At 66.0% G+C, this 22,068-nt stretch carries 24 protein-coding genes; 12 read left to right on the plus strand and 12 right to left on the minus strand.

What is annotated here, in order from left to right; translation table 11 throughout:
- Positions 1-11: 11 nt before the first annotated feature.
- A complete protein-coding gene (locus VM621_RS04560; RefSeq protein WP_325467804.1) occupies positions 12-2,006 on the minus strand; it encodes an acetyl/propionyl/methylcrotonyl-CoA carboxylase subunit alpha in 1,995 nt (664 codons plus the stop codon).
- Between the two features lie 189 nt (positions 2,007-2,195).
- On the opposite strand from VM621_RS04560, the gene VM621_RS04565 reads away from it, so the two are divergent.
- Positions 2,196-2,678: a peptidylprolyl isomerase gene (locus VM621_RS04565; protein WP_325467805.1), complete on the plus strand. Its 483-nt coding sequence runs from the start codon at positions 2,196-2,198 to the stop codon at positions 2,676-2,678.
- Positions 2,679-2,765: 87 nt separating this feature from the next.
- On the opposite strand, the gene VM621_RS04570 is transcribed toward VM621_RS04565, so the two are convergent.
- Together VM621_RS04570 and VM621_RS04575 are read right to left on the minus strand one after the other, a co-directional pair.
- On the minus strand, positions 2,766-3,833 hold the full coding sequence (locus VM621_RS04570) for a phospholipase A (protein ID WP_325467806.1): 1,068 nt from the start codon (positions 3,831-3,833) through the stop codon (positions 2,766-2,768).
- Between the two features lie 148 nt (positions 3,834-3,981).
- Positions 3,982-4,467, minus strand: coding sequence for an EF-hand domain-containing protein (locus VM621_RS04575; protein WP_325467807.1), 486 nt, complete (start codon positions 4,465-4,467; stop codon positions 3,982-3,984).
- 95 nt (positions 4,468-4,562) lie between these two features.
- Here VM621_RS04575 and VM621_RS04580 point away from each other — a divergent pair, with 95 nt between their 5' ends.
- Complete coding sequence (locus tag VM621_RS04580; RefSeq protein ID WP_325467808.1) at positions 4,563-5,831, plus strand: winged helix-turn-helix domain-containing protein; 1,269 nt, start codon at positions 4,563-4,565, stop codon at positions 5,829-5,831.
- Between the two features lies 1 nt (position 5,832).
- Here VM621_RS04580 and VM621_RS04585 read toward each other — a convergent pair whose 3' ends face one another.
- On the minus strand, positions 5,833-6,321 hold the full coding sequence (locus VM621_RS04585) for a hypothetical protein (RefSeq protein ID WP_325467809.1): 489 nt from the start codon (positions 6,319-6,321) through the stop codon (positions 5,833-5,835).
- A gap of 329 nt (positions 6,322-6,650) precedes the next feature.
- Between VM621_RS04585 and VM621_RS04590 the strand changes: the two genes are divergently transcribed.
- The 5 genes from VM621_RS04590 (at position 6,651) to VM621_RS04610 (ending at position 9,632) form a co-directional block, all read left to right on the plus strand.
- Positions 6,651-6,860 (plus strand): cold-shock protein, encoded by a 210-nt coding sequence (locus VM621_RS04590; RefSeq protein WP_046967385.1) that lies wholly within the window; start codon positions 6,651-6,653, stop codon positions 6,858-6,860.
- A 343-nt stretch (positions 6,861-7,203) separates the two neighbouring features.
- Positions 7,204-7,407, plus strand: a complete 204-nt coding sequence (cspE, locus tag VM621_RS04595) for a transcription antiterminator/RNA stability regulator CspE (protein WP_046967384.1) — start codon at positions 7,204-7,206, stop codon at positions 7,405-7,407.
- Positions 7,408-7,489: 82 nt separating this feature from the next.
- Positions 7,490-8,368, plus strand: coding sequence for an alpha/beta fold hydrolase (locus VM621_RS04600; RefSeq protein ID WP_325467810.1), 879 nt, complete (start codon positions 7,490-7,492; stop codon positions 8,366-8,368).
- Between the two features lie 76 nt (positions 8,369-8,444).
- Entirely contained in the window at positions 8,445-9,314 is an 870-nt protein-coding gene (locus VM621_RS04605) for a pirin family protein (protein ID WP_325467811.1), read from the plus strand.
- 12 nt (positions 9,315-9,326) lie between these two features.
- Positions 9,327-9,632: a DUF962 domain-containing protein gene (locus VM621_RS04610; RefSeq protein ID WP_325467812.1), complete on the plus strand. Its 306-nt coding sequence runs from the start codon at positions 9,327-9,329 to the stop codon at positions 9,630-9,632.
- Positions 9,633-9,660: 28 nt separating this feature from the next.
- On the opposite strand, the gene cqsA is transcribed toward VM621_RS04610, so the two are convergent.
- The 4 genes from cqsA to VM621_RS04630 form a co-directional block, all read right to left on the minus strand.
- Positions 9,661-10,923 (minus strand): alpha-hydroxyketone-type quorum-sensing autoinducer synthase, encoded by a 1,263-nt coding sequence (cqsA, locus tag VM621_RS04615; RefSeq protein ID WP_325467813.1) that lies wholly within the window; start codon positions 10,921-10,923, stop codon positions 9,661-9,663.
- A 273-nt stretch (positions 10,924-11,196) separates the two neighbouring features.
- Entirely contained in the window at positions 11,197-12,234 is a 1,038-nt protein-coding gene (locus VM621_RS04620) for a response regulator (RefSeq protein WP_325467814.1), read from the minus strand.
- On the minus strand, positions 12,234-13,604 hold the full coding sequence (locus VM621_RS04625) for a HAMP domain-containing sensor histidine kinase (RefSeq protein WP_325467815.1): 1,371 nt from the start codon (positions 13,602-13,604) through the stop codon (positions 12,234-12,236). Before VM621_RS04625 ends, VM621_RS04620 begins: the two co-directional genes overlap by 1 nt.
- A gap of 1 nt (position 13,605) precedes the next feature.
- Complete coding sequence (locus VM621_RS04630) at positions 13,606-13,995, minus strand: cytochrome C (protein WP_325467816.1); 390 nt, start codon at positions 13,993-13,995, stop codon at positions 13,606-13,608.
- Between the two features lie 64 nt (positions 13,996-14,059).
- Here VM621_RS04630 and VM621_RS04635 point away from each other — a divergent pair, with 64 nt between their 5' ends.
- The gene (locus VM621_RS04635; protein WP_414674486.1) at positions 14,060-14,875 is read left to right on the plus strand and encodes a tRNA threonylcarbamoyladenosine dehydratase; all 816 of its coding nucleotides are present in this window, start codon (positions 14,060-14,062) and stop codon (positions 14,873-14,875) included.
- A gap of 33 nt (positions 14,876-14,908) precedes the next feature.
- On the opposite strand, the gene VM621_RS04640 is transcribed toward VM621_RS04635, so the two are convergent.
- Complete coding sequence (locus tag VM621_RS04640) at positions 14,909-15,973, minus strand: PLP-dependent aminotransferase family protein (RefSeq protein WP_325467818.1); 1,065 nt, start codon at positions 15,971-15,973, stop codon at positions 14,909-14,911.
- A 36-nt stretch (positions 15,974-16,009) separates the two neighbouring features.
- On the opposite strand from VM621_RS04640, the gene VM621_RS04645 reads away from it, so the two are divergent.
- The 4 genes from VM621_RS04645 (at position 16,010) to VM621_RS04660 (ending at position 20,441) form a co-directional block, all read left to right on the plus strand.
- A complete protein-coding gene (locus tag VM621_RS04645; protein WP_325467819.1) occupies positions 16,010-16,300 on the plus strand; it encodes a GIY-YIG nuclease family protein in 291 nt (96 codons plus the stop codon).
- 32 nt (positions 16,301-16,332) lie between these two features.
- Positions 16,333-17,193 (plus strand): 2OG-Fe(II) oxygenase, encoded by an 861-nt coding sequence (locus tag VM621_RS04650; RefSeq protein WP_325467820.1) that lies wholly within the window; start codon positions 16,333-16,335, stop codon positions 17,191-17,193.
- A 90-nt stretch (positions 17,194-17,283) separates the two neighbouring features.
- Positions 17,284-19,530, plus strand: a complete 2,247-nt coding sequence (locus tag VM621_RS04655) for a M1 family metallopeptidase (protein WP_325467821.1) — start codon at positions 17,284-17,286, stop codon at positions 19,528-19,530.
- Positions 19,527-20,441, plus strand: a complete 915-nt coding sequence (locus tag VM621_RS04660) for a hypothetical protein (protein WP_325467822.1) — start codon at positions 19,527-19,529, stop codon at positions 20,439-20,441. Before VM621_RS04655 ends, VM621_RS04660 begins: the two co-directional genes overlap by 4 nt.
- A 27-nt stretch (positions 20,442-20,468) precedes the next feature.
- Here the strand turns inward: VM621_RS04660 and VM621_RS04665 are convergent, their stop codons facing one another.
- The 3 genes from VM621_RS04665 to VM621_RS04675 form a co-directional block, all read right to left on the minus strand.
- Complete coding sequence (locus VM621_RS04665) at positions 20,469-21,005, minus strand: GNAT family N-acetyltransferase (RefSeq protein WP_325467912.1); 537 nt, start codon at positions 21,003-21,005, stop codon at positions 20,469-20,471.
- Between the two features lie 22 nt (positions 21,006-21,027).
- Positions 21,028-21,489: an SET domain-containing protein gene (locus VM621_RS04670; RefSeq protein WP_325467823.1), complete on the minus strand. Its 462-nt coding sequence runs from the start codon at positions 21,487-21,489 to the stop codon at positions 21,028-21,030.
- A gap of 105 nt (positions 21,490-21,594) precedes the next feature.
- The gene (locus VM621_RS04675) at positions 21,595-21,921 is read right to left on the minus strand and encodes a ComEA family DNA-binding protein (RefSeq protein ID WP_325467824.1); all 327 of its coding nucleotides are present in this window, start codon (positions 21,919-21,921) and stop codon (positions 21,595-21,597) included.
- Positions 21,922-22,068: the final 147 nt, after the last annotated feature.

Consider the following 22,068-nt stretch of genomic DNA (forward strand, 5'->3'; position numbering starts at 1 on the left):
GGCTATTCCGTTCATGCCGGTTCGGCGAAGCGCACGAGGATCGCGTCGGCATCGACGAAGTCGCCCTGCACCGCGGATATGCTCTCGATGGTGCCGGCGCGTGGCGCCTTCAAGGCGAGTTCCATCTTCATCGCCTCCATCACCAGCAGTTCCTGGCCTTCCTCGACCACGTCGCCGGCGGCGGCGCGAACCAGCACGATGCGGCCAGGCATCGGCGCGGCCAGGTGACGGGCCGTCGTGCCTTGTGCGCCGGCCCAGGCGAACGCGGGGGCGCGTTCGAAGTTCCAGCGACGCCCCGCTTCGTCGTGCACGCGGATGCGTACGCCCAGCATGCCGAGCGGCAGGCGGCGCGAACGACCGTCGAAACGCGCCGACAGCACGTCGCTGCCAAGGCGCGCGCCGGCGACCGTGCATGTGGCATCACCGCTGCGCAGCACGTAGTCGCCACCGTGGCCGTGCGCTTCGATGTCATGGCGCGTCTCGCCTTCGATCAGTGCCACGATGCGCTTGCCCGCATGGCCGATGCGCCAGGCGTCGGCGCTGGCCCAGGGCGAGTGTGGGTCGGCGGCCGCACCCTGCTGGGCGAGTTCGTCGGCCATCAGCACGGCGGTCGCCGCGGCGAACAACTCGGTGTTGCCGGCGACGCTCGTGCCGGTGAGGAACTCCTCAAGATGGCGATCGAGATACCCCGTATCGATGCGCCCCTCGACCACGGCCGGATGTCGCGCCAGTCGCTCGAGGAAGCCGACGTTGGATTTCGGTCCGACGATGTCGATGACGGCAAGGGCGTCACGCAGGCGCTCCAGCGCCTGCTCGCGATTGCGGTCGTGGACGATGAGCTTGGCGATCATCGGGTCGTAGAAGATCGTCACCGTATCGCCGCCGATCACGCCACCGTCGAGACGGACATGGCGCGAGGGCGCGGGCAGGTTGAGGGCCAGCAGGCGGCCGGAGCCCGGCAGGAAGTTCGCTTCCGGGTCCTCGGCGTACAAGCGCACTTCGATGGCGTGACCCTGTGCGTGGATGTCGCTCTGGGCCAGCGGCAACGGCTCGCCGGCGGCCACGCGAAGCTGCCATTCGACCAGGTCCAGCCCAAGGGTTTCCTCGGTGACCGGATGCTCGACCTGCAGGCGCGTATTCATCTCCATGAAGAAGAATTCGCCATCCTGCGCCACGATGAACTCGACGGTGCCCGCGCCCACGTAGTTCACCGCGCGCGCGGCGGCCACGGCGGCCGCACCCATGCGCTCGCGTCGCGCGGCGTCGAGGAAGGGCGAGGGCGTTTCCTCCAGCACCTTCTGGTAGCGCCGCTGGGCCGAGCACTCGCGCTCGTTGAGATGGATGAGATGGCCGTGCGTGTCGCCGAACACCTGGAACTCGATATGCCGCGGGTGTTCCACGTAGCGCTCGAGGATGACGCGGGTGTCGCCGAAGGCATTGGCCGCCTCACGCTGGGCCGAGGCGAGCGCCTCGGCGAAGCTCGCGGCGTCGCGGCAGATCCGCATGCCCTTGCCGCCGCCACCGGCCGCAGCCTTGATCATCAACGGGAAGCCGGTGTTGGCCGCCTCCTTCGCCAGCCGCGCGGGATCCTGGTCGTCTCCGTGGTAACCGGGCACCAGGGGTACGGCGTGGGTCTCCATCAGCGCTTTGGCGGCGGCCTTGGAGCCCATGGCGTCGATGCTTTCCGGACGCGGGCCGATGAAGGCGATGCCGGCTGCCGCGCAGGCGCGTGCGAAATCGGTGTTCTCCGAGAGAAACCCATAGCCCGGGTGGATCGCCTGGGCGCCGGTCTTGAGGGCGACCTCGATGATCGCGTCGCCGCGCAGGTAGGACTCGGCGGGGCGGGGCCCGCCGATGGGCCAGGCCTCGTCGGCCAGTCGCACGTGCTGGGCGTCGGCGTCGGCCGTGGAATACACGGCCACGGTGCGGATGCCCAGGCGGCGGCAGGTCCGGATCACGCGACAGGCGATCTCACCACGGTTGGCGATCAGAATGCAGTCGAACATGCGGCTCCCGGTGGGGCGTCGAAAGGGGAAGGGAAAGGCGGGAAAACTAGCAGATTACGCGTCGTCGGCGGGTTGCGCCGCAGCATCGCGAAGGGGCGGTGATTTGCAGTCGGGCGGCCGGTCGCCTAGCCTTGAGGGCCCCCAAGGTCGCCCACACGTCCTTTCTTTACTCTTCATAGCGAGAATTTCATGCAGATCGCCAACCGCCATGCCGTTTCCTTCCACTACACGCTGACCGACGACCAGGGCAACGTCATCGACAGCTCGGATGGCCGCGAGCCGCTGGCCTATATCCATGGCGAAGGCCACATCGTGCCGGGTCTGGAAAAGGCGCTGGAAGGTCGGTCGGTCGGCGATCAGTTCAAGGTCGACGTGAGCCCCGAGGAAGGCTACGGCGTGCGCCACGACGAGCTGGTCCAGGTGGTTCCGCGCGCCGCTTTCCAGGGCGTGGAAGACCTGCAGCCGGGCATGCAGTTCCAGGGCCGTAACGACCAGGGCAGCATCAACGTCACCGTCTCCAAGATCGAAGGCGACAACGTCACCGTCGACGGCAACCACCCGCTGGCCGGCCAGACCCTGCACTTCGCCGTCGAGATCACCGGCGTGCGCGATGCCAGCGAGGAAGAACTCGCACACGGTCACATCCACGGCGAGGGCGGTCACCACCACTAAGGCGTTCGGCACGCCTGTTGCCAGGATCTTCGCAGGGGCCGATCGATCGCCGATCGATCGGCTCCTGCCGAGCCAGGAGGAATCCGCTCAGTACCAGTCCAGCAACGACACGCCGACGCCGAGGTACGTGGCGCGGTGGTTGTAATCGATCAGGCTCTCGCCGTAGCCATCGAACACCTCGAGGTAGCCGCGAAGGTTGTGCACCACCGGGAAGCTCCAGGTGCCGCGCAGCGAACCGTGCGAACGATCGCCGGTGCGGAACGAATGCCGGGCGGTCAGTGCAAACTCGTTGGCGCCCATTTCATGGACGATCTGGATTTCGCCGCGACCCATGTAGTCCTGGATATTGGGGTTATCGTCTTCCTTGCCGCCCTCGGGAATGCGCCACCACGGACGCAGATTCACCACCCAGTTCTCCCGTTCGAAGCCGAAGTCGGCGACCACGCGGTTCCAACTGCGTGAGAGCGGATCGGCGCGTCCATTGGACTGGTGGTTCACGCCGATGTCGGCTAGCCGTCCGCTCCAGCCGAAGAGGTTGTAGTTGGTGTTGAACACCAGCAAGGCTTCCGGCTCGTAGTTGGTTTCGCGGAACGGCCGCGAGTTTTCCTTGTTGTAGACCTGCCAGCGGGACGACTGGGTATAGCCGACCCAGAGATCGCCGTTGTCGCCGAAGACGTTTTCCCAGACCTTGGTTTTCAGGCTGATCTGGAACTTGGCCTCGACGTTCTGCAATTCCTGCGGAACCGTCACGGTATGGTTCGGTGCCGGGCTGGATGGCGTCTTGTTCTGCTTGGTGGTGCCGAAGAACGGCAGCGCATACGTCGGCTTGTAGCCACGCAGGTTGAACGTGCCGAGCTTGCTGTCGGGCGACAGTTCCCAGCGACTGTCCAGAAGGGAAACGGGGCGGGCCACGTCCTGCGAATTTCGCGTGGCGAGATCCACGCTGATCGATTCGCCCTTCTCGTCCTTTTTCTTCGCGGCCTGCGGAAGCTTGTCGCGTCCGGTTGCCTTGTCGTAGCAAAGCAGGCGTTGCGCATCCGTCTCGATGGCCGAGCACGCGCGAATGTCGATTGGGCTGGGATTCTGCGCAAAGGCGAGCCCCGCGTGGAGGCATGCATAGGCGCCCAGGGCGCCTGCGGCATGGAATCGCTTCATGTGGTGTCACTCCCTGAATGCCGGTCGGGCACGGCGAGCGGGGAGTTTAGCTGGCGCGAATGTGTGAAGAACGTGCAGTGCCGATGTTAGCTGCACGGAAAGACGCAGGGCCGGGTTCCGGCCCTGCGTGGTCGGTCTGCGACCGCGGTTACTGGCCGCTGGCGCCCGACTTCTGTACCCACTTCTGGTACTCGGCCTTGCTGATCTTTCCATCGCGGTTGGCGTCCGCGTATTGGAAATCGTTGGCCAGCAGCGGGAAAGCCGACGCCTGGGTCGGGGTGATGTAGCCCTTGCCGCCCGAAAGCGTCGCGAAGTCCGGGGCCGGACCCGAGGGCTTGGCCGGCGCAGGCCCGCTGTTCACGGTGACCTGGCCCTGTGCGGTAGGCATCGTCGTTCCCGTCGAGCCCGCTTCGGGATTGGGCGGCGGTGGCGCGTTCGATGCCGGCGGCGGCATCCCCGCCGGATCGGCGGCCGGCGGCGGCATGGCTGGCGGTGCATCCGCCGGCGGAGGCGGTGTCGCCTCGCTCGGCGGGGGAGGCGGCACCTTTGTGGCCGGTGGCGGTACCTGAGCGAATGCCGCGCCTGCCAGCAGCAGCGATGCGCCGAGTGCAACGGCGCGAGCTTGCTTATTCATTGAAAGCCTCCTTTCGTCAGCGGTGGTGGGGTGGTCGTTGCCGACGCTAGCAAGGAACGATTTAATGGCGACCCAACTGCGATCAGGCCTATACCGTGCCGTCACGCGTATCCGACGTCGTCTCCACAGGCGACGTGCTCCGGCTCTCCCGCCGATCCGTGCAGCTGATCCACCTTGCCGCACAAGGCTTGCTTCGCCGTCGCACGCGGAAGGCGAAACGCAGCGACATTGGCCCGACCATCGCCGCCATGGGCATGCTGCAGATCGACACGATCAACGTCGTCGCGCGGAGCCCGTACATGGTGCTGTTTTCGCGGTTGGGTGCCTATCGCAGCGCATGGCTGGACGAGGCGCTGGCAGAGGGCGACATTGCCGAGTGCTGGGCGCACGAAGCGTCGTTCGTTCCCTCGTCCGAATATCGTTTCCACCGCGACTACCGTTCCGGTCGCGGCGGTCACTGGGCCCACAAGAGCGCCGAGCGTACGCGCGCCGAGGCCGGTGCCGACATGGATCTCCTGCTCGAGCGGATCCGTAACGAAGGGCCGCTCCGTGCCGCGGACTTCGAGCGGGATGCGCCCGCTGCCAAAGGCTGGTGGGGCTGGAAGCCGGAAAAACGCTGGCTGGAGGCGTGGTTCGCCCTCGGCGCGCTGATGGTGACGCGCCGCGAGCGGTTCCAGCGCGTCTACGATCTCGCCGAGCGGGTCACCGCCCGCTGGGTCGAGCCGCCGCCCGTAGGCGCGCTCGACGAAGCGGATGTCCGCCGTCACTTCATCCTGGAGAGCGTGCGTGCGCTGGGGGTCGCGAAAGCCCGCTGGATCGCCGACTATTTCCGCCTGAAGCCACGGGTGACGGACGCGGAACTCACCCCACTGGTCGCGCAGGGCCTGCTGATCGAGGTGGCGGTGGAGGGCTGGAACGAGCCGGCCTATGTGCACCGCGATCACGCGTCCTTGCTGGACGAAGCCGCGGCCAACCTTCTGAGGGCGACCCGCACGACCCTTCTCTCACCGTTCGATCCGGTGGTGTGGGACCGTGCCCGTGCGATGGACCTGTTCGACTTCGAGTACACGCTGGAGTGCTACACGCCGGCGGCGAAACGCATGTACGGCTACTACGTGCTGCCTATCCTGCATCGAGGGCGCCTCGTTGGCCGCCTGGATGCGAAGGCGCACCGGCAGGAGGGCTTGTTCGAGGTGATCGGTGTCTGGCTGGAGGCGGGGGTCTCGGCTTCACCCGGCCTGGTCGCGGGCATTGCCTCGGCGATCGGCGAGTGCGCAGGATGGCATGCCACGCCACGAATCGCGATCCAACGCAGCCAGCCCCGGGGGCTGGCCGCATTGCTTCGTACCGCGCTCGCGGGATGACTCAGCGCGTGGAAGCGGGCGCCGGCGTATCCGCGCACGACTTGCCATGCAGGGCGTCCTTGAGCTGGGTGGCCAGGGAGACGCAGCGGTTCTGCAGCTGATCGCGCATGTCCGGATCCTGCGACTGACGGAGCAGGCTGGTGCGCATCATTTCGTAGCGGGGTTCGATCTGGTCGCGGGCGAAGACGCCGGCAGCCAGATGGCAGCTCTTGTAGCTGGCCAGGTACTCGTCGCAGGCGGCGATGCCCGTGCTGTCCGGCAACGGCCCGTTCGCCGCAGGTGCCGTCGCGCCGGAGGTCTTCTTGGCGGCCGGGGCGTTGGTCACGCTGGTGGTGGCGCTACGGGACTTCGTCGTGGTCGTGCTCGTCGTCGAGCTCGGCGAGGCCGTGACGGTCTGGGTGGTGGCCGGCTTGGGCTTGTGGTCGGCGCAAGCGGCCAGAGCCAGTGCGCAAACGGCCAGCGGGACGAGGCGGGTGAGATGTCGGGTCATGGCGGTCCCCCTTGGACTGAACGTGGACGGATGGTAGGCGAAAAATCGCACGGCGGGTGCGACGGGAGGCAAGCATGTGCCGCCGAGGGGTGAAGGGAGCGTCAGGGCGGGCCCTGGCAGGCCCTGGAGGGGTGCCATCGCTATTTATCGAAGGGACGAGTATAGTTCGCCGACTGTGTTTGCCGGGGTCATAGAGTTACGTTGACCCGATGCAGCTGATCACGGATCCGCAACATCGCTTCGCTCCTCGCGTTTCCTTGCACACCAGTTCCAGCGGCGGTCAACCGATCGCCGGTTTTATTCGCTACACAATGTATTGGAGTGTTTCTATGTCGGATCGTGAAATCGGCACCGTCAAGTGGTTCAACGACGCCAAGGGCTTCGGCTTTATCTCCCGTGAGAACGGCCCGGACGTGTTTGTTCACTTCCGCGCCATCCAGGGCAACGGCTTCAAGTCCCTCGCCGAAGGCGAGAAGGTCTCCTTCAAGGTCGTCAACGGCCAGAAGGGTCTGCAGGCTGAGGAAGTCAACAAGGCGTAAGCCTTCTGACATCCTTGCCGCATGAAAAGCCGGGCGGCAACGCCCGGCTTTTTTCATGCCCGTGAATCGGAAATGACCGGCGACCCACCGAATTATTCCTAAGAAAGTCGCCATTTTCACGAAAAAAGTCGTGATGGACGTCAAAAAATCGTCCTATGTAGGCATTCCCCTACAGAACTTGGGTCAAATGTGGTTATCATCCACCCTACTGTGTCTGCGCGGTCACGAGAGTGGCCCGATGTAAGCGCGAAGTTTACGCTCCATCGCCTCACCCGGTCCTGCATTCCCAGTAAGTCGCCGGCTCGCGAGCCGGGTTTTCGAGTGTTGGATAGAGGTGTGTGTGATGGCAACTGGTACTGTTAAGTGGTTCAACGACGCAAAGGGCTTCGGCTTCATCACTCAGGATGAAGGCGGCCCGGACGTATTCGTGCATTTCCGTTCGATCCAGGGCAACGGCTTCAAGTCGCTGCAGGAAGGTCAGAAGGTCGAGTACACCGTAACTCAGGGCCAGAAGGGCCCGCAGGCGGATAACGTCAACCCGAAGTAATTGTTCGGGCTGGCTCGCGCCGCTCGTTCTTGCACGACTTCTGCTCTCTCGGTGCATTCGCACCGAGAGAGCTTTTGGGTGCATGACTGATCGCTCAGTGAATGCAGCCACCCTGGACCGCCCGCTACGCGAGGCCATCCGGTTGCATATGGCCGACGGCGCATCCGCCGATCTGGTCCTCTATCGCCCCGACGGGGACGAACTTGCCACCTTGCTCTGGGTCCCGGCCCTCGGCGTGGCCGCGCGCCACTATGAATCCCTGGCGCTTGCGTTGGCCGCTCGCGGCATCGCTGTAGCCGTACACGAGTGGCGCGGGATCGGCTCCAGCGACCGGCGGCCTGGCCGACGCTCCGACTGGGGCTACCGCGAACTTCTCACCGACGACCTCCCGAGCAGTCTGCACGCCCTGCGGAAGGCGGTGCCGTCGTCACCTCTTTATGTCGGTGGACACAGTCTGGGCGGACAACTGGCCAGCCTGCTCGCCGCGACGACATCGCTGCCCCTGGCCGGGCTGGCGCTCGTGGGCAGTGGCGCGCCTTACTGGCGTTGCTTCAAGCCCTGGGTAGGCCTGGCTCTCGTCGCTGCTCCCGTGCTGGCCAACGTGGTCGGCTGGCTTCCGGGGCGCCAGGTGGGTTTCGGCGGCAACGAGGCCCGTGGCGTCATTGGCGACTGGTCGCGCACGGGCCGCACCGGGCGTTATGCCGGGCGAGGTATCGACGTGGATCTCGAGGCGGCCCTGGGCCGACAGCGGGCGCCGGTCTTCGCCCAGCGCCTCCGCGACGACTGGTTCGCCCCCGAAACGTCGCTGGATTTCCTGCTCGGCAAGATGCCGGAAGCGCCGCGACGGATCGACGTCATCGGTGCCGACGATCTCTCCGGCAAACCTGCCGATCACTTTGCATGGATGAAGGTACCGGCGGACATAGCGCGCCGGTTGGCCGAGTGGATGCAAGCCGGATAGGGCGCCGGGAACGATCCATCACCGCGTTCCGTGCATCGGCTACGCTTGTCGCCTACCACACCCGGAGAGGCGCCCCATGACGATAGTCCCCATCGACGGCAAGCAGCGCGATCTCGGGGGCGGCTTTGTCGTGCGGCGCATGTTGCCCCACCTCAAGGCCCGCCACGTGGGGCCCTTCGTTTTCTTCGACCAGATGGGCCCCGCGGCCTTCGGCGAGGACACCGGCATGGACGTGCGCCCGCATCCGCACATCGGTCTGGCCACGGTCACCTGGCTGTTCGCCGGTGCGATCCGCCATCGCGACAGCCTTGGCAGTGCCGTCGACATCCACCCGGGCGACGTGAACTGGATGACGGCGGGGCGCGGTATCGTCCATTCCGAACGCACGCCGCCGGACGAGCGTCACCACGGCCAGAACCTGCACGGTATCCAGGTATGGTTGGCGCTACCGAAGACCCATGAGCGGATCGAACCCGAGTTCCATCATCACGGCGCCGATGCGTTGCCGAAGGTGAAGCGAGCTGGCGCGGACCTCGTGGTCATCGCCGGCGATGCTTTCGGCGCGACGTCGCCGGTACGCGTGTACGCCCCGATGTTCTTCGTCGAGGCGCGGCTCGAGGCCGGAGCCTCGCTGACCATGCCGGAGCAGCATCGGGAGTGGGGCGCTTATGTGGTGGAGGGCGCCGCCCGCTTCGGCGATCTCGCGCTGGGGGCCCTGGATATGGGCGTGGCCCATGACGGCGAACCGCCCGTGCTCACGGCGACGGAGCCCTCGCTGGTCATGCTCTTCGGCGGCGCGCCCCTCGATGGCGAGCGTCATCTATGGTGGAATTTCGTCGCGAGTTCGCCGGAGCTGATCGAGGCCGCCAAGCTCGACTGGTCGCAGGGACGGTTTCCCATCGTTCCCGGCGACGAGTACGAACGAATTCCCTTGCCCGAGTATTGATCGGAGCCCGCGATGGCACGCTTTGCCAGCTTCCGTGATTTCTATCCGTATTACCTCGGCGAGCATGCCGACGTACGCTGCCGACGCCTGCATTTCGCCGGCAGTTGGATCGTGCTCGTGGCGCTGGCGATGCTCCTGGCCACCGGGCAACTGCGCTGGCTGTTGCTGGCGCTGGTCGGTGGCTATGGCTTCGCCTGGGTCGGGCACTTCGTGTTCGAGAAAAATCGCCCGGCCACCTTCCGCCATCCGTTCTACAGCCTGATGGGTGACTGGGCGATGTTCTGGGACATCCTGCGCGGGCGCGTCTCGCTGCGCTGAGCACTTGCCGAGAGGCCCGCGCCGAAGGTCAGGCGACTTCCGTCGACGGCGAGCGCGCGGCATCCCTCGTCGAGCGGCGCGTGGCACTCCATGCCGGCAGGTCCATCGCATCGCGCGCCACGCGGCACACCTGGATCAGCCGTTCCACGTCGGCGTCGGTCATGCCCGCATTGAGAGTCAGGCGCAGCAGCGAACGGTTGACCGTCGTCGCCGGCGCGCTGAACACCGAGCCGAACACGCCGTGCCGTTCCATGACATCGCGTACGTGTCCTGTAAGGATCTCAGCGCCGGCTTCGAATGCCACGATCTGCTCGGTGCCGTCCGCGATGGGATAGCCCAGGTCGGTCAACTCGCCGCGGACGCGACGCGTCACCTGCCGCAGTCGTTGGCGCCTCCAGCCTTCGGATTGGATGACGCGATGTGACGCGGACAGACCGGCCAACTCGTGAGGGAGCAGTGAGGAGCTGAAGATCGCCGGAAGCGCCTCGCAGCCGAAGTAGTCCTTGAACGCCGTGGTGCAGGCGATGAAGCCGGCACGCGAGCAGTAGGCCTTGGCCAGGCTGGCGGTGATGAAGTGGACGCGGTGATTGAGGCCGAGGCTGGCCACCAGGCCTTCGCCCCGCGTCCCGTGCGTGCCCAGCGAATGCGATTCGTCGACGACGAGCACGCAGCCGCGCTCGTGGGCGATCCTGGCGATCTCGACCAGCGGCGCCACACTGCCGTTCGTGCTGTATACCGCATCGACCACGATGACGCCTGGTCCGTTGCGCAGCACCTGGCGTTCGAGATGGGTCATGTCGTTGTGCAGCACCGACACGGCCCGTGCGCCAGCGCTGCGAATACCTTCCCAGAGGGAAGCGTGCGCCAGCATGTCGACGTAGACGGGCACGCGTTCGCCGGCGATGGATTGGATCAGGCCGACGTTGGCGGCAAAACCGGATTGCGCGAGAATGCCGTCTTCGCTGCCGACAGCGCGTGCGAGTTCCGCTTCGACGCGGTGCAGCGGGTCGTCGGCGTGTTGTTGGAACAGTGCCGACATCATCATGCCGAGTCCGCCATTGGCCAAGGCGTCGCGTTGCGCTTCCACGATGGCCGGATGTCCGGCGATCGCCAGATAGTCGTTGCTCTGCAGCATCAAATCGGCATCGGTCGGTTGCCGGCCTCGCAAAATGTGACGGCCACCCCAGTCGATGGCAACCCGTTCGTTGTGAAATTTGTCGACCCTGCGCTGCACGAAGTGAGGAAGCGTCGGCGCTTTGGCGATGCGATGCAGGACGGAAACGTTTTCCATGGTTCTCTCTCTCTCTGGCAAGGGAATGGGCGATATCCACGACGCCGTCCTGCGGACGGCGCACGCACGTCGGCCTCGCCCGGGCAGACGCATGAAGATTGAGAGAGGCGTCCTGCGAAGCCCGCTGGCGGGCGGGCTCCGGCCTCATGCCATTACTTAGAGAGACGTCGCGCAGCCCGCGCGTCGGAACGACGGCAGGCACGCGACAAAGGACGCCCGGCGCACCGGATGGTCCGGTACGAAGGCGTCCTATAGATTGAGAAATGAGCCCGATTAGATGAAACGTGGCCTGCTATCTGCAGAGAGGCTCAGGTCCTGCTCGCGCAGCCAGCTCCGATACGACTTGATGTGTTGCAGGCGGAAGCGTTCCACGTCGTCGATCAACGCGTAGTAGTACCACTGTTCGCCGGAAACCGCTGTCGCCGGGTACATGTGGGCTTCCGGATTCTCCAGACCCCTGGTGTAGAAGCCGTCGGCCGAACGGAACCAGGGCAGGGCCTCGCGGCCGATGAGGGCGTCGAGGATGGCCTTCGGGGCGCCCAGATCGTCCGCGATTTCACAGTGGGTACGCATGTCCTCGTCGGTCTGGACGAGCAGGAAGCGCCCGATGCCCCAGGCGTCGATCAGCAGCAGACCGGTGGGATTGCAGTGTACGTAGCACTCCACCGGCTGGAAGGTGGCCGTGACGCTCTGCAGCACCTCGCGGAACGCCGGATCGCGCAGGAAGCGAAAATTGCCCAGGGCCAGGGTTTCCGCGACGAAGGCGCTGGCCCGTTCGAAGTAGCGGCGCTGCAGCTCGGTGATCGCGGTTTGCAACTTCTCGATGGCCAGCGGGTCGTTCTTGCGGATGAAACGGTCGATGACCCCCGAATTGAAGGCGTCGATCGCGGTGGCATCGTCGGCGCGGCCGGTCAGCAGGATCTTCCCGATATGCGGATTCGGCAAGCGCTTGCAAAACGTGATGCCATCCATCTCGGGCATGGCCTGATCCACCACGACCACCGAAATCTCGGCGAAGCGCTCCGGGTCGTAGACCACGCGGTGGATCGAGTCGATATCGAGTGCCACGAGCTCCTGCGTTTCGGACGGGCGGTCCTTCCATCGGTACAGCCAGCCGCCACCCGGAACCGGGCGGCTGCCGTTGTTGCCCAGCGTGGCCAGCGCGCTGCGCGGCGAACTGAAGGTGCGTACGCGCACCATCGGGTCGAGCAGGAGCGGTACGACGTCGAGGTATTCCTCGTGGTCATCCACGAGGAACGTCGTCGTTGGAAAGTGGAAGGGCTGGATATCGCCCTGCGAGTTCAACGTCATCACTGCCGGTCCCCGGTCTCCGCATGCGGAAAGGTTAGGGTGAATTCGGTGAATTCACCCAGATTGGTTCGGCAGACGATGCCACCTCCCATATGCTCCATCGCCGCGCGGCAAAAAGCGAGACCTATTCCTAGCCCGGTGATCGACCCGGTGCCCGGGCTGTCGCTCGAATACGAGTAGAAACGGTTGAAAACACGAGGTACGACGTCCGCCGGGATGCCCGGGCCGGTGTCGTAGACACGGATGCGACCACCCGCTTCGCCGGGCTCGATGAACACGCCGATCTCGCCCTTGCCGGCCCGATCGGTATGAAAAAGCGCATTACGCAGCAGATTGAACAGGACGTGGACGACCAGGCTTTCCTCGCCAAGCAGGGAAAAATCCCCGGTCGGCGAAAGGGTGATCCGTTCGCGCTCGGCACGCGAGCCGTAGGGAAACCGGCGTAAGGCCTGCTCCACGCATTCGCGGGCGGTGAGGGGGATCAGCGGCACCTCGCCGATCGGCCGGGCGGAAAGCAGGAGCATGTCGATGATCGTGTTGGCGTAGGTGACCTCGCGCTCCATGACCCCGATGCTGCGCTCCAGCGCGTGCAGGTTCTGCGCGCGAAGTTCCGGGACCGGAAGGCCCTCGCCCTCGGCCAGGCGATGGCTGCGGATCAGGTCGGGCATGAAACGGGCCACGGCGCGCGCGGCGATACGCAGGGAGCCGAGCGGTGTACGAAGCTCATGGGCGATGTTGTTCGACGCCGCGGTGAGGGCTTCGATCCGCGATTGCTCGGCCATTGTCGAGGAAACCGTGCATGTGGCTCCGCCGACCATGCCGAACAGCAGCAGCGGAATGTATTCGAGCATCGTCTGCGCGTGCAGGTGCGCCTCCGGCGATAGCACGAACACCACGCCGGCAAGCACGCTGCCGATGCTGAAGACGAGCAGGAAGCTGACGATGTCGAACAACATCATCAGGAGCATCACGCAGGCGAGGTGGGTCATCAACCAGGCAGGCGTGGCGTTACGCAGGGTCATGTAGCCGACGAAGAAGGGCATCGCGACCGTCATCGCGAAATACCAGTACGTGGGCAGGTGCGTGCGCAGCCGGCGTGGCCACCAGGGCAGCAGGGCCAGCGGAATGAAGGTGGCGCTGCACACCAGCCGCATGGGAAGGTTTTCGTAAGGTTGCGGAAACAGGTACGCCCAGACCGGGTAATACACGGCCAGGCAGAAGCTGCCGACCACGCCGATCGCGACCATCTTCGGCTGCGAATAACGCGTGCGCAGGAACATGGTCGTTTCGAAGCGCGCCATGGCGCGCACCAGCAGCCACCACTGCATGCGCAGGAAGCCAGTGGGCCTGTCGGGTGGCAACTCGTTCATGTCAGCGGTAATGCTGGTGGCACGACTGGCAGGCGTCGCCTACCGGTTTCAGGGCGGCGATGAGTGCCGCGCAGGTCTCCGGCCCGGCGGCGACGGCGCTGTCGAGCGCCTCGAGGAGGCTGTCGTCGGCCCGGAAGAATTCGGGCTCCATATCGGGGAAGGCCTCGCGGAGGTCGCCGGCGGCTTCCCGCATGCGGGCCAGACGGTCGGTGCTGCCCTTGGCATCGCACTGTTTCGCCCGCACCTTGGCCTGCAGTGCGCCCATGTGGTGTTGCATCACGGCCATCACGCCACTGTGGAACGGGGTGCCCTGGTGAAGGGCCGCCAGGGCGAACGTGGCGCCCATGGCGCCCACGGCCAGTCCCAGGATGACGAGAAGCAGCGCGCGCATCGGTGATCCATGGCTCTCCGGGCCGTCAGCATAGCGGACGGTTCCATTCTTTCAATATGAGACAATGAGCGTAATACCCCACACCGAGATCCCCGTGAGTACGGCCCAGGCCGAACGCTTCGCCGGCATCGAGCGGCTTTACGGCCGCGGCACCCTGGACCGCCTCGCCAACGCGCACGTATGCGTCATCGGCGTGGGTGGCGTTGGTTCGTGGGCCGCCGAAGCGCTGGCCCGCAGCGGCATCGGCCGGCTCACCCTGATCGACGGCGACGACGTCTGCCTGTCCAACACCAACCGGCAGATGCACGCCCTGGACGGCCAGTACGGCAAGCCCAAGGTCGGCGTGGTCGCCGAGCGGGCCCACGCGATCAGTCCGACCATCCGTCTCGAAGCGATGGAGCGGTTCCTCACCCCGTCCACGCTGGACGAACTGCTGGACCGCCACTACGACGTGGTGATCGACGCCTGCGATGCGCTCAAGGTGAAGCTCGAGACCGTGGTCTGGTGCCGCCGGCGCAAGGTGCCCCTGGTGACCGTCGGCGCGGCTGGGGGGCGCACGGATCCCACCCTGATCCGGGTTCGCGACCTCTCGCGTACCGAGCACGACGCCATGCTCAGCATGATCCGGAAGAAGCTTCGCCAGGAGCACGGCTTTCCGCGCAACCCCGATCGCTTCTTCGGCGTCTCGGCCGTCTACTCGATGCAGAACGTGCAGTACCCGCAGGCCGACGGCAGCGTATGCGGCGTCCGGCCTCCCGGAAGCGACGCATTGAAGCTGGACTGCGGCGGTGGTCTCGGGGCGGCGACGCATGTCACCGGCGCGTTCGCCTTCGCCGCCGTCGGCAAGGCGCTCGAGAAGCTCACCGCGACCAAGGGCTGATCGCCAGCCTTCCGTTGCCCGAAGGCGCGGTCCTCAGCGCACCCCGGCGACGATCCGCAGCGCTGTTTCGAGTCGATCGAGGTCTTCCTCGGCGCCGAGGCACAGTCGAACGCCTGCGGCGTGTTCGCCGTCGGCGGCCAGCGGCTTTACGGGAGCGACGTGAACGCCGCGCGCCAGCGCTCGCGCTTCCAGGTCGGCGGCGTCGTTGCCCGGCAGCCACACGTGCAGACCATTTGCGGCGACCAGGTCGTCGCCGAGGATGGCGCGAGCGAGGCGGTTACGCTCGACCATGCGGTCCGCAAGTTGCGTCAGCAAGGCATCGGCGACGCCGTCCGCCATCCATCCGGCCACGATGGCCGGGAGCAGGGCGGGCAGGCCGTCGGTAGCGAACCGGATCGTCGACGCCGCACGCTGATGGCTGGCCTCGTCGGGAAGCAGGAGCCAGCCCACGCGAAGTCCCGGACCGAGGACCTTGCCGATACCGCCGGCATGGAGGCAGCGGTCCGGGACCAGTTCGGCGAGCGGTGGGAGCTGGTCGCGGCCGTGCCATGCCAACGGCGAGTACACGTCGCCTTCGATGATGGTCAGGTCGCACCGCGTCGCCACGGCTGCGATCTCGCGACGGCGTGCCAGGGGCATCGTCGCGGTCGTCGGATTCTGCAGCGTGGGCTGCAGATAGACGCAGCGCGCACCGGTTGTCGCCGCGAGACGCTCCAGTTCGGCGGGTAACATGCCGTCGCCATCCATGCCCACGCCGGCGACGCGGATGCCGCGCGCCTCGGCGCTGGCGCGCAAGCCATGGTAGGTCGACGATTCCACCAGCAGTGTCTCGCCGGCGAAGCACGCTTCGTCCAGCGCCAACGAGAGCGCGTGCCGCGCGCCGAGGGTGACCACCAGGCGACGAGGATCGACGACGATATGGCCGCAGCGGCGGCGCATCCAGCCGGCGATCGCTTCGCGGATGCCCAGTCCGCCTTCCATCGAGGGGTAGGCCAGCAGTTCGGGACCCACGGGGAAGGCCGCGAGGGCGGCGGCGAGATGCTCCGCGGGCGCCTGGCGCAGCGGAAGGTTGACGGCCAGGTTGTAGTGGGCGTTCATCGATCCATTGTAGGCGGCAGGCGCTACCCTTACGCCATGTGGTGCGTCTATCTCATCGAATGCCGCAATGGCGCCTGGTACGCGGGGATCACGAACGACCTCCCGGCGCGCTATGCCGCGCACGTCGCCGGCAAGGGGGCCCGCTTCACCCGGGCCAATCCCCCCGTACGGCTGCTGGGCTCGCGTGCCTTCGCCGATCGATCCGCGGCCTCGAAGGCGGAATGGGCGGTCAAACGCTTGCCCAAGGCAAGGAAACTCGCCTGGTTGGAAGAAGGCGAAGATACCGCGCCAACGCCCACCCCAGCCGCCGATCGCGGCACAATGTGAGCGATAGCACCGCAACGACGCAGGCAACGTATTTGGAAACGCGCTTCCACACGAAGGTCACCCAGGACTGGCAGGACTGGATCCGCGAGGCTCTTGCCGCCGGCAATTCGCCGGCCGACCTGCTGGGAACGATGAAGGCAAACCAGTTCGACGAAGGCGTGGCCCGCGAGGCCATCGTCACGGCGCTGTTCGGCAGCGCGGTCGCACCGGTCGCCGCGCACGCGTCCGCGCTTACGCCCTTCCACGGTCGTCTGGACGACGGCCATGTCCTGCACACCCCCGACCGCGATGTCCGCGTGCTGCTGCGTGTCGCCCGGCCGACCATCGCCGTACTCGACGACGTACTCGGCGACGACGAATGCGATGCGCTGATGCGGATGGCGATCCCCCGACTCGAACGCTCGGCCGTCGTCGGCGTGGCGGATGGCGTGAACACCGTCATGGACATACGCACCAGCGATGGCGCGTACTTCCAGCGCGCCGAGAACGAACTCATCCGCCGCATCGACGCGCGCACGGCGGCGATCATGCGCTTACCGGAAGATCGCGGTGAAGGCCTCCAGGTGATGCGTTACGGCCTGGGCGGTGAATACCTGCCGCACTTCGACTACTTTCAGCCGGACGAACAGGGCAGTCAGCCGCACCTCGCGACCGGCGGCCAGCGCGTGTCCACCTTGATCATGTACCTGCAGGATGTCGAAGCCGGCGGCGAGACGATCTTTCCCCGCATCGATTTCAGCTACGTGCCGCGCAAGGGTCAGGCCCTGTACTTCGAATACACCGCGGCCGACGGCTCGCTCGATCCACTGACCTTGCATGGCGGCGCACCGGTGCTGCGCGGCGAGAAATGGATCGTGACCAAGTGGATGCGCGAACGCGCCTTTCCGGGCTGACCGTTACTCTCTTCAACCGTGACCTCTGGCCTATATCGGGCCGGTGTCGGAGCCCGCAATCTCGCTGGGTTATCAGGGGAGGGTGGATCCATGCGCCGTAAGGCAGCCAGAGTCGTTCGTTGCATCGCCGCGGGCGTGTTTTCATGTGCCGCGGCTGCCTGGGCCCAGACCGGCCTGCCGGTGCCCGCCGCGACGGTCGCGACCGTCGCGAGTGTTGCGAGTGTCGCGACCGTCGCCGACGTGCCGGCGGAAATCCCGTTCGCCCCGCCGCACGCCGCCTTCGTCAGGACGCCGAGCGCCGCGAATGCCTGGGGTGGCGCTCGCACGGGAAGCGAAGCGACCTTGTCCGATCGCGTGGTGTCCTATCGGATCCAGGCACGCCTCGATCCGGACAGGCACACGGTCGACGGCCAGCAGCAGTTGACCTGGCGCAATCGCAGCGACCGCCCGGTGCATGCGGTGTTCCTGCACCTCTACCTCAACGCCTTCGAAGGGCAGGGCAGTACCTTCTTCACCGAGCGCGACGTGCTTGCCGCGCACGGTGGTTCGCGCGGCATCGCCGAAGTGAAGAAGGGCGAATGGGGCCACATCGACCTGGGCAACGTCGATCAGGATGGTGCCCGGCTGACATGGCGCTACGTGCACCCGGATGGCGGCCCGGCCACCGACCACACCGTCGTTCGTGTCGATCTCGCGCAGCCCGTGCCGGCAGGCGGCAGCGTCACGCTCGACATGACCTTTCACAGTCAGTTGCCGCGTGTCATCGAGCGCACCGGATATGTGGGCAAGTTTCATCTGGTCGGCCAGTGGTTCCCGAAGATCGGCGTCCTCGAGCTGCCCGGGGAGCGGGGTGCCACGGAGCCGCGTTGGAACGTGCACGAGTTCCACTTCAACAGCGAGTTCTACGCCGACTTCGGCGAGTACGACGTGCGCATGACCGTGCCCAAAGAGTATGTCGTCGGCGCGGTGGGCGAACAGCAGGGCGATCCCACGGCCGAGGGCAACGACCTGGTCTGGCATTTCGTCCAGGCCGACGTGCACGACTTCGCCTGGATGGCCGCGCCCGGCTACAAGACGCTGGACAGCGACTACAGCGTGCCGGGCAGCCCGACAATCAAGGTCCGGGTGATCTATCCCGCCGAGTACGAACTGGACGCCAAGCCCGTGCTGAAGGCATCGATCGATTCGATCGCCTATTTCTCGCAGACGCTCGGTCCGTATCCGTACAAGACGCTGACCGCCGTCGTGCCGCCGTTCAATGCGAGCGAAGCCGGTGGCATGGAATACCCGACCTTCTTCACCGCGGACCATGTCGCCCCGCTGGTGCCGAAGACCTTGAACGAGTATCTGCTCGACTTCGTGACCATTCACGAGTTCGGTCACGGTTATTTCTACGGGCTTCTCGCCTCGAACGAGTTCGAGGAGCCGATGCTCGACGAGGGCCTCAACGAATATTGGGACGAGCGCATGCTGCGCGAGCACGGCCGGCAGGTTTATCTCACCCAACCGATCTGGAAATTCTTCGGCGTCGAGGCGCCGATCGGTCCCTTCATGCTCGAACGGATGCTTTCCACCCTTGCCCATCCTGCCGATCCGCTGGGCCAGAATGCATGGGACCGCCTGTCCAGTTCCGACTATGTCACGGTGTATTCGCGCACGGCCACGGCCATGCACGATCTCGAGGAACGCCTCGGCAAGCCGGTGATGGAGAAGGCTTTTCGCGACTACTACGCCACGTGGCACTTCCGCCACCCGTCGATCGCCGACCTGCAGGCGAGTCTCGCCGAATCGTCGGGTAAGCCGGCTGTCGTGGCCCAGGTGTTCGATCAGTACGTGTACGGCACCGAGACCGTGGACGATCGCGTCAGCGAGATCGTCAGCGACGAAGTGCTCCCGCTTGCCGGCACCTCGATCAAGGATGGCAAGCGCGTCGAGTTGAGTCATGAGGACAACGACGAGGCCGTAGAGAAGCAGCGCAAGGCCTGGGAGAAAGATCATCCCGACGCGAAACCGGGGACCGGTCCCTTTCCATGGAAGACCACGGTCACCGTGCGTCGCGATGGCTCGCAGGTACCGCAGACGCTGCGGGTGACCTTCGCCGATGGCTCGGCGCAGACCGTGCGCTGGGATGACGACCGGCGCTGGGCACGCTTCGTCTTCACCGAGCCGGTGAGGGCCACCTCGGCCGAACTCGATCCTGACCGCAAGATCTATCTCGACGCCAACAAGCTCAACGACAGCCGCACTGTCGAAGACAATCACGCCGCGTCCAACCGTTGGGGTTCGGATTTCGCCGCGCTGCTGCAGGGCATCTACACGGTGCTGGGGACGCTATGAACAGCCATTCCAAACGTTCTGCCCTGGCCGCCATCGGTAACGGCGCCCTCGGCGGTCTGCAGTGGCGTCTCCTGCTGCTGTGGATCCTGATCTCGCTGCTGCCGACGCTGGTCGTCGCGCTTCCTTTGTGGAGCACGCTCGACGCCATGCTGGGCAATTCCGTGCACGCGGAGGCCTGGGCGAAGCACTTCGACGGGCTGATGTTCGGCGATGTCTTCAATGCGCTGGGACGCAACAATCCATGGATGGGCATGGCCTTCGTCGCGGGTACGATCCTGACGCTGGCCACCTCGCCCTTCCTTACCGGGATGGCTGTCGCGGGTGGACGCGCCGGGCGCGCCCTGAGCTTCGGCGGTCTGTTGCAGGGGGGTGCGACCGAGTACGGACGCATGCTGCGTCTGCTGTTGCTGTCGCTGGTTCCCTATGGCGTGTTCGCGCTCGTCGCGAAGGTCGTGTCGTCCTTCGCGGACGACAGTACCGACGCGGCCTTGCTGCCCGCCACGGCCGATATGTACGCGTACGGCGCGCTCGCCGTCGCTCTGCTGTGCTTCGCGATCGCCCAGATCGTCGTCGAATCGGCGCGTGCCCAGTTCGTCGCCGACATCGTGCTGCGTTCGGCCTTCCGCGCGCTCGGGCGGGGCTTCGTGCAGTTCATTCGCCGGCCGTTCGCGAGTTTGCTGGTCTACCTCGTCATCACCCTCGTCGGTGTGGCACTGGCGGTCCTGATCGGGGCATGGCGCGGCCACACGGTGGCCTCGGGAAGCGGCCTGGTCGTCGCCTTCCTGATCGTGCAGTTGGGTGTGGTCGTGCTCGCCTGGATGCGTACGGCGCGACTGCTTGCCATGGCCGGCATCGCCGCGGTCAATTCGGCGCAGCGCCGTCGCCGCACGGATTTCGCGCCAGCGCTTTGATTGCTTGCGCTTTCGCCGTGCGGGCAATCAGCTCGCGCGGCGGACTTCGCGGTGCGGCGGGTAGTAGGCGAACAGGTGGGTCGCGCCGCCGAGGAAATCGATGTTGTCGATGTGCTCGCCGCCGAGACGCTCGGCGACGTGGTCGGAGGCTTCGTTGCCGATCCGCACCAGACTGATCACACGCTGGGCGTGCATCTCGTTCCAGGCGAAGGCGAGGATGGCTTCGCCGGCTTCGGTGGCGTATCCGTGGTGGCGGTGTTCCGGCTTGAGCATCCAGCCGAGCTCGAGGTCGGGCCAGCCTTCCGGTTTCATCAGGCCGGCACGGCCAACGAATTCGCCCGTGTCTTTCAGCTCGATTGCCCACATGCCACAACCGCGGAGCGCCCAATGGCCGAGCAGCATGGCCATGGAGCGCCACGCGTTCATGCGATCCAGCGGCTGGCCGTCGCCGATCCAGCGCGTACTCTCGGCGTCCGCGAGCATTTTCGCGTAATCGTCGAAATGGCGTTCGGTGAGGGCGGTCAGCCGCAGGCGCGGCGTTTCCAGAACAGGGATATCGGACATTGCCATCGAGGTAACCAAGGTATCAGCCGAGCAGGGCGGCGAGGGCGCGCGTGCTTAGCGCGAGACTGTCCTGCCAGGACAAGCCGGTTATTTTCTCACCAGTTGCCCCGTCATTAAAGCTCTCGTTCTCGTCTGGCGGGAGGAGGTGGCGATAATCGACTGTTATTTCAGTACCTTGGGGCAGGTTCTTCGCGGCAAAAATAAATCCCAGGTGCCAGATGCCGGTGGGTTCGAAGCTGTGGTTGACGTAGCACTCGTCGGGCCACTCGGGCGAAACGGTGTAGCGGTCCTCGAACCAGCGGGCTGCGGCGTACTGGTTGGCTGCCAGGGCGGGCGTGGCGAGGATCTCGGCCCAGGAATGGGTGCGGTCGATGGCATCGGGCGCGGTGACGATGCGCCCGGCGTCGACGTCTTCGTCGACGAACAAGCCCTTGCCAGCCCCGGGAATACCCGAAGCGGCGATACGGTAGCGCGGCAGGATCATTGGATCATCGGGCCCCTGTTCCGACCGGCAGGGCGCAGGAGAAAGCGCCGCCGGCACGGGGCGCGAGTGTAGCGCGTTCGGCCGGCGACGGAAGGGGGTGGGTGGTCAATCCTCGGCGTCGGCGCCCCGGGCTTTGGCGGGACGGGACGGTCGGGCTTTTTTCGCCGGCTTGGCGCCGTCGACGAGGATGGACTCGCGGTTCCTGTCGACCAGCGACTGGCCGATGCCCTTCACCGAGGTGAGCTGGTCGGCGCTGTCGAAGTCGCCGTTCGCCTCGCGCCAGGCGATGATCGCCTGGGCCTTGGCGAGGCCGACACCGTCCAGCGCCTGGGCCAGCGCGTTGGCGTCGGCCGTGTTGATGTTGACGGGTGTGCCGGCCAGGGCGGGCGTGGCGAACAACAGGGTGGCAAGGGCAAGGACAAGGGGTTTCATGGAGGCTCCTGGGTGAACGCGCCGGATGACGCCGAGCCACTCTGCCCGGCGATCCGGCGGTGGCGAACCGGCGTGGCGGGACGCGCGGCGTGCGTCACCGGCGCCGCGCGCACGGCGGACGGGCCCACCCGTAGCCGGTCCCTTCCG

Source organism: Luteibacter sp., from assembly GCF_035539195.1.
Lineage (GTDB): Bacteria > Pseudomonadota > Gammaproteobacteria > Xanthomonadales > Rhodanobacteraceae > Luteibacter.